Raw genomic sequence first — 5,138 nt, 5'->3', positions numbered from 1 at the left:
GGTCGGGGTGGGGTGGTACGACGGGTGCGCGGGGGCTCGGCGGCCAGCTGTCAGGTGGCGGCGGGCAGGGCGTCGAGCCGGTCGAGGGCGGCGGCGAGGTGCCGGTCACGCCTTGGTGGCAGCCTCAGCCGGCCAACATCACCCCGCTACTGGCGTAGCTGGGTCAGAACAGCGGCACGCTTCCGCTCTCGGACTGGCCGAGCCGGTGGCAGGTGTCGCTGTCGCGCAGGTAGCCGAAGGAGAAGGCCTGGGCGCGTTGACGGGGGGTGCCGTGGGCGTCGGGGGCGGAGGCCGCCTCCTGGTCGAACCAGCCGCTGTCGCGGGTGTCGCCGATGCTGTAGAACAGCAGCGCGCCCTGCAGCGCGTCGGTGAACGCGATGCGCTTGGCGTCGTGCGCGCTCTTGGCCTGGCGGCCGGCGAAGCAGTCGGCCTGGTTCTCCTCCGCGCGCGACACCACGCCGATCGTCCCGCCGATCCGGTCGCCCCGATGACCCAGCTCGTGCATGATCACAAAAAGCGGGTAGGACGCTCCACCCGCCTGGAACAGCTCCGTCATGAAGTCGACGCTGTAGGCGACGGTGTCGTCGAGCTGGCAGTACAGTGCGTTGCCCGCGAACTGCTTGGGATCGTCCACCTGCGCGCCGCAGGCGTCCTGCGGAACCTGGCCGTCCCGGTAGGGGACGAACCGCGGCGGTGTCCACGCGTCGCCGAGCTCGCCGTGCCAGAAACTGTTCGTGCCGCCTGGGCAGCCGACCGGTTCGGAGAGGAGTTTCTCGACCCCGGCGAGGTCGGTCACCCTGCCCCCGCACTCCCCGGCGGCCGCGATCGGCACCGCCGATGTGCTCACCGATGTCCCAGCCGCGGCCGTGTCCCCCGCGGCCGCGTCCGCCGCGGAGGAACCGTTGCAGCCGGTCAATACCCCGACGGACACGACGATCGCGGCCAACGCCGCCCAGATGACCCGCACGAGGCATCACCGTAGAGGCCCGCCCCGGTGCGTGGAACCCGACGTCGTCACCCTGACAGGCGCCGACGCCCTGACCTCGCCTAACCGCCGGTCGACGGCCCGGCCGCAGGCCCCGATGGGCGCCCATCGGTGGAACCGGGTGAACCGGGTGAACCGAGTGAACCGGGTGAACCCGCCCGCGCCCGTCAGGCCACCGGCCACGAGGCAGGGGGGCGGTCCGGGGGCCGTCAGGCGAACAGCTCGCGGATGTCGTCGGCGTCGAGCGTCGAGCTGAACACGTCACCGTCGTCCATGACGCTGGAGAACAGCCGCGCCTTCCGGTCCTTCATCGCCATCACCTTCTCCTCGATCGTGTCCCGGGCGACGAGGCGGTAGACCATGACGTTGCGGGACTGCCCGATGCGGTGCGCCCGGTCCACCGCCTGTTCCTCGGTTGCGGGATTCCACCACGGATCGAGCAGGAAACAGTAGTCGGCCTCGGTCAGGTTCAGGCCGAACCCGCCGGCTTTCAGGCTGACGAGAAAAACCGGGGCCGACCCCGTTTTGAACCGCTCGAGCACGGTGGACCGGTCACGGGTCCGGCCGTCGAGGTAGCAGTGCTCCACACCGAGGGCGGACAACCGTTCGCGTACCTTGCCGAGAAACCCGGTGAACTGGCTGAAGACCAGGGCCCGGTGACCACTGTCGACGACGTCGGTAAGCTGCTCGAACAGAGCATCGATCTTGGCGCACGGCAGGTCCCCGTGGTGGTCGTCCACCAGGCCGGCGTGCAGGCTGAGCTGGCGCAGCAGGGTCAGCGAGCGCAGGATCGTGAAGCGGTTGCGGTTCATGTCGTCGACCAGGCCCAGCACCTTCTGCCGTTCCCGTTGCAGGTAGGTCTGGTAGAGCCTGCGGTGCCGCGGGTGCAGGTCCACCTCCAGGACCTGTTCCTGCTTCGGCGGGAGCTCGGGCGCGACCTGTTCCTTGGTGCGGCGCGTCATCAGCGGCCTGATCCGCCGTCGGAGCTGGGCGAGCAGCTCGACGTCGTTCTGCTTCTCGACCGGCCGGGCGTAGTAGTCGCGGAAGCGGGTCGGGTTCGGGAACAGGCCGGGTGCGGTCACCGACAGCAGCGACCACAGCTCCATCAGGTTGTTCTCCATCGGGGTCCCGGTGACGGCCAGTTTGAACGGCGCCGGCAGCAGCCGGGCGCACCGGTAGGCCTTCGACTGATGATTCTTGATCATTTGGGCTTCGTCGAGGATCAGCCCCGACCAGGCCAGGCTCGCGTACTCCTCGTGCTCGAGGCGGAAGAGCGTGTACGAGGTGATTACCAGGTCGGCGCCCGACACCGCCTCGTCGAGGGCCTCGCCGCGGCGCCGCTGCGTGTCGGAGATCGCCACCGTTCGCAGCCCGGGCGCGAACTGGGCCGCCTCCGCGGCCCAGTTCGACACGACGCTCGTCGGCGCGACGACGAGGAACGGCGCGAGCTCGGGATCGGCCTGCCGGGCGTGGCAGACCAGTGCCAGCGTCTGCAGCGTCTTTCCCAGGCCCATGTCGTCGGCGAGCACCCCGCCCAGCCGGTACTTCCACAGGAACGCCAGCCACCGGAAACCGTCGAGCTGGTAGGAGCGCAACGTCGCCGCGAGCGTCGCCGGCGGCTCCTGTTCGAGCTGGCCCTCGGCCCCCAGCTCCAGCAGCCCCGTCACCTGCTGGCGCCACGACCGCGCCTGGCGCTCGACCACACCGAGCCCGGCGAGCTCCTCCCACAGCCCGACCTGGAACCGACTGATCCGCAGCGGACCGCCGGGTGCGTCCTGTAGCGCCCGCGCCTCCTCGATCAGCCGCCGCAACGTCTGCAGCTCGGGCTTCTGCAGGCTGAAGTAGGCGCCGTCGGCGAGGAGCAGGTGCGACTGCCCCTGACTCAGCGCCAGGAAGACGTCCGTGAACGGTACCTGCCGGCCCTCCACGGTGACGGTGACCCCGAGATCGAACCAGTCGGTCTCGCCTACCACGTCGTCGGTGGACAGGCCGATGAGCAGCGAGTCGCCGGCCTCCCGGTAGGCCGCCGGGTCACCGCTGACCTCGACGGCCACCCCGGGCCGGTCCGTCAGCAACGGGAGCAGCTCCGTCGTCGCGCGCATCGTGTCGACGCCGCGCAGCCGCACCCGTGGCCGCAGACCGGAACCCTGGTCACCGGCAAGCAGGGCGGCCGTGCCGGAGGGCAGATCCAGCGCCGCCAGCACGTCCCGCAACGCGTCCTGCTCCTGGCGCGGATCCCGCAACCCGTCCGGTTCCGCGGCGGGCAGCATCGTGCCGGGCGGCGTCGCGGCGGGCAGCATCGTGCCGTCCGGTTCGGTGCCGTCAGGCTCCGTCGCGTACAGCGGCACGTGGATCCGCTCGCCGCCGACCTCGTAGGCCCATCCCCAGGTGAGGTCGAGCTCGTGGTCGTCACCGTAGGAGGCGTGCAGCACCAGGGCTGGCGGCGGCACCTCCGGCGGCTCGAAGGAGCCGTCGCTGGACACGACGGGGGCCAGGCGCCGCAGGCGCGGGTAGAACTCCGTGCGGAAGCGGGACTCCTCGCTGCGGGGCACCCGCAGGCTCCGGTTCCCGACCGCCATCCGCTGCAGCCGTGGCGGCACCGGCTGGGCGAGCCGCGCGAGCCGGACGTGCCAGTCCCGATGGTCGTCGGAGGCCAGGACCTCCGCCCGGTCGACGTACACGACGCCATGGCCCTCGCGGCCGATGAACGAGAACACGGCGGCGTCCGTCGCCATCCCGCCGAGGCGGAGCAGGGGAGCCACGACCAGCGACTTCGTGCTCTCGTCCCGGGTGACGTTCAGGCACAGCTCCGCGGAACCGTACCGGCTCACGTCGCCGAGCTTCTTGCGGGCATGCACGAACCGGAGGCCGACCGCCTCGGCCTCGTCGAGCATCGGCCAGAGCTGCCGGCTTTCGAACGCGCAGAGATCGAGTCGTTTCGTGCCGCCGGAAGAGTAGGAGGAGTAGTACGAGTACCCGTACCGCTCGTCATGGGCCCGGTACACGGCGAAGAACTCCTGCAGCAGCCGTACCTGCGGCTGCTGGTACTCGCGGGTCTGGTACGCCGCGTTGAGGGCGTCCCACCCGATGGCGTTGACCCAGCCGTTCCGGCCCGGCTGCACCAGCCGGGCCGTGACCCGCAGGCCCAGCTCGGATCCGCCTCCGTGGGCCGGCGGATCCGCCGTGAAGCTCAGCTCGACGGCCAACGGCGTCGTCCCGGCGGCCCCGCCGTGCCCGCCATGGCCGCCGCCGACGGCGGGCGAGGAACCCAGCAGCTCTCCCAGGTCCTCGGTCCAGGCAGCCGACCGGGGCTGAGCCGACCGGGGCTGAGCCGACCGCGGGGAGGACTGAGACCGCTGAGACCGCGGGGAGGACCCGGACCGCCGCGCCGATGGGCTGGGGGCCGCCGCCGCACCCGTTGCCGCGCTCGCCGTGGCCGTCGCGCCTGTCGTGGCCGTCAGCACCAGCGCCACGACGTGCTTGCAGTCGACGCCCACCGGGCAGGTGCACGAGCCGTACTGGAACGTCCAAGAGGACGGACCGTCACCCGAGAACTGCGCGCTCGTCGCGTAAACCTCGCCGCCGCTCCCGCGCACCCGGCCCCGGAGGGTGTTCTCGTCGGGGTCCCAGTCGATCTTCGTGACCGCGCTCTGCTGGGCGTAGTGCACACCTCTGACATACGAACGTTCGCCGACAACTGTCCGGAGACCGGCGGTGCCGGGCCCCTGCCACGACACGGAGAGCATGCCGCCAAGGTAGCAGGCGGTGACAGGAGGTCGCCAAGCGGGTCAACGTGACCGCCGGTAGGAGAGGAAACCCGGTAGGAGAGGAAACTAGGAACGGAACGGCTTCAGGGGCCGAGGAGGAACCGTGCAGACTTTCACATTGAGTGACTTCGGCGACAGGATGCTATTGCATCAATCCTGATTCAGGAGATGAAGATTTCGGAGCGGTCGGAGCGGTCGGAGCGGTCGGAGCGGTCGGAGCGGCGTTCGCCGTCGCGGATGCCACCTTGAGCCTGACACGAGCGCGTCTCACGGGCTCAGCTACTCGGCGGGTTCGTGATCGTCGCGCCGCAGCCGCCAGCCGCGGCCCCGTTCGCGCTCGCGCCAGAATGCGGCGTACCGCCCGTCCCGGGCCAGGAGCTCATCGT

At 70.8% G+C, this 5,138-nt stretch carries 2 protein-coding genes; both read right to left on the bottom strand.

Annotated features, from left to right (window positions below):
* Positions 1-163: 163 nt before the first annotated feature.
* Complete coding sequence (locus AC08OV_RS23315) at positions 164-967, bottom strand: neutral zinc metallopeptidase (RefSeq protein ID WP_476612696.1); 804 nt, start codon at positions 965-967, stop codon at positions 164-166.
* A gap of 227 nt (positions 968-1,194) precedes the next feature.
* Entirely contained in the window at positions 1,195-4,731 is a 3,537-nt protein-coding gene (locus AC08OV_RS23310; RefSeq protein WP_476612695.1) for a DEAD/DEAH box helicase, read from the bottom strand.
* Positions 4,732-5,138: the final 407 nt, after the last annotated feature.

Source organism: Frankia sp. CeTa3Moorea (assembly GCF_978021225.1).
This window is presented reverse-complemented; position numbering and strand designations above follow the sequence as displayed.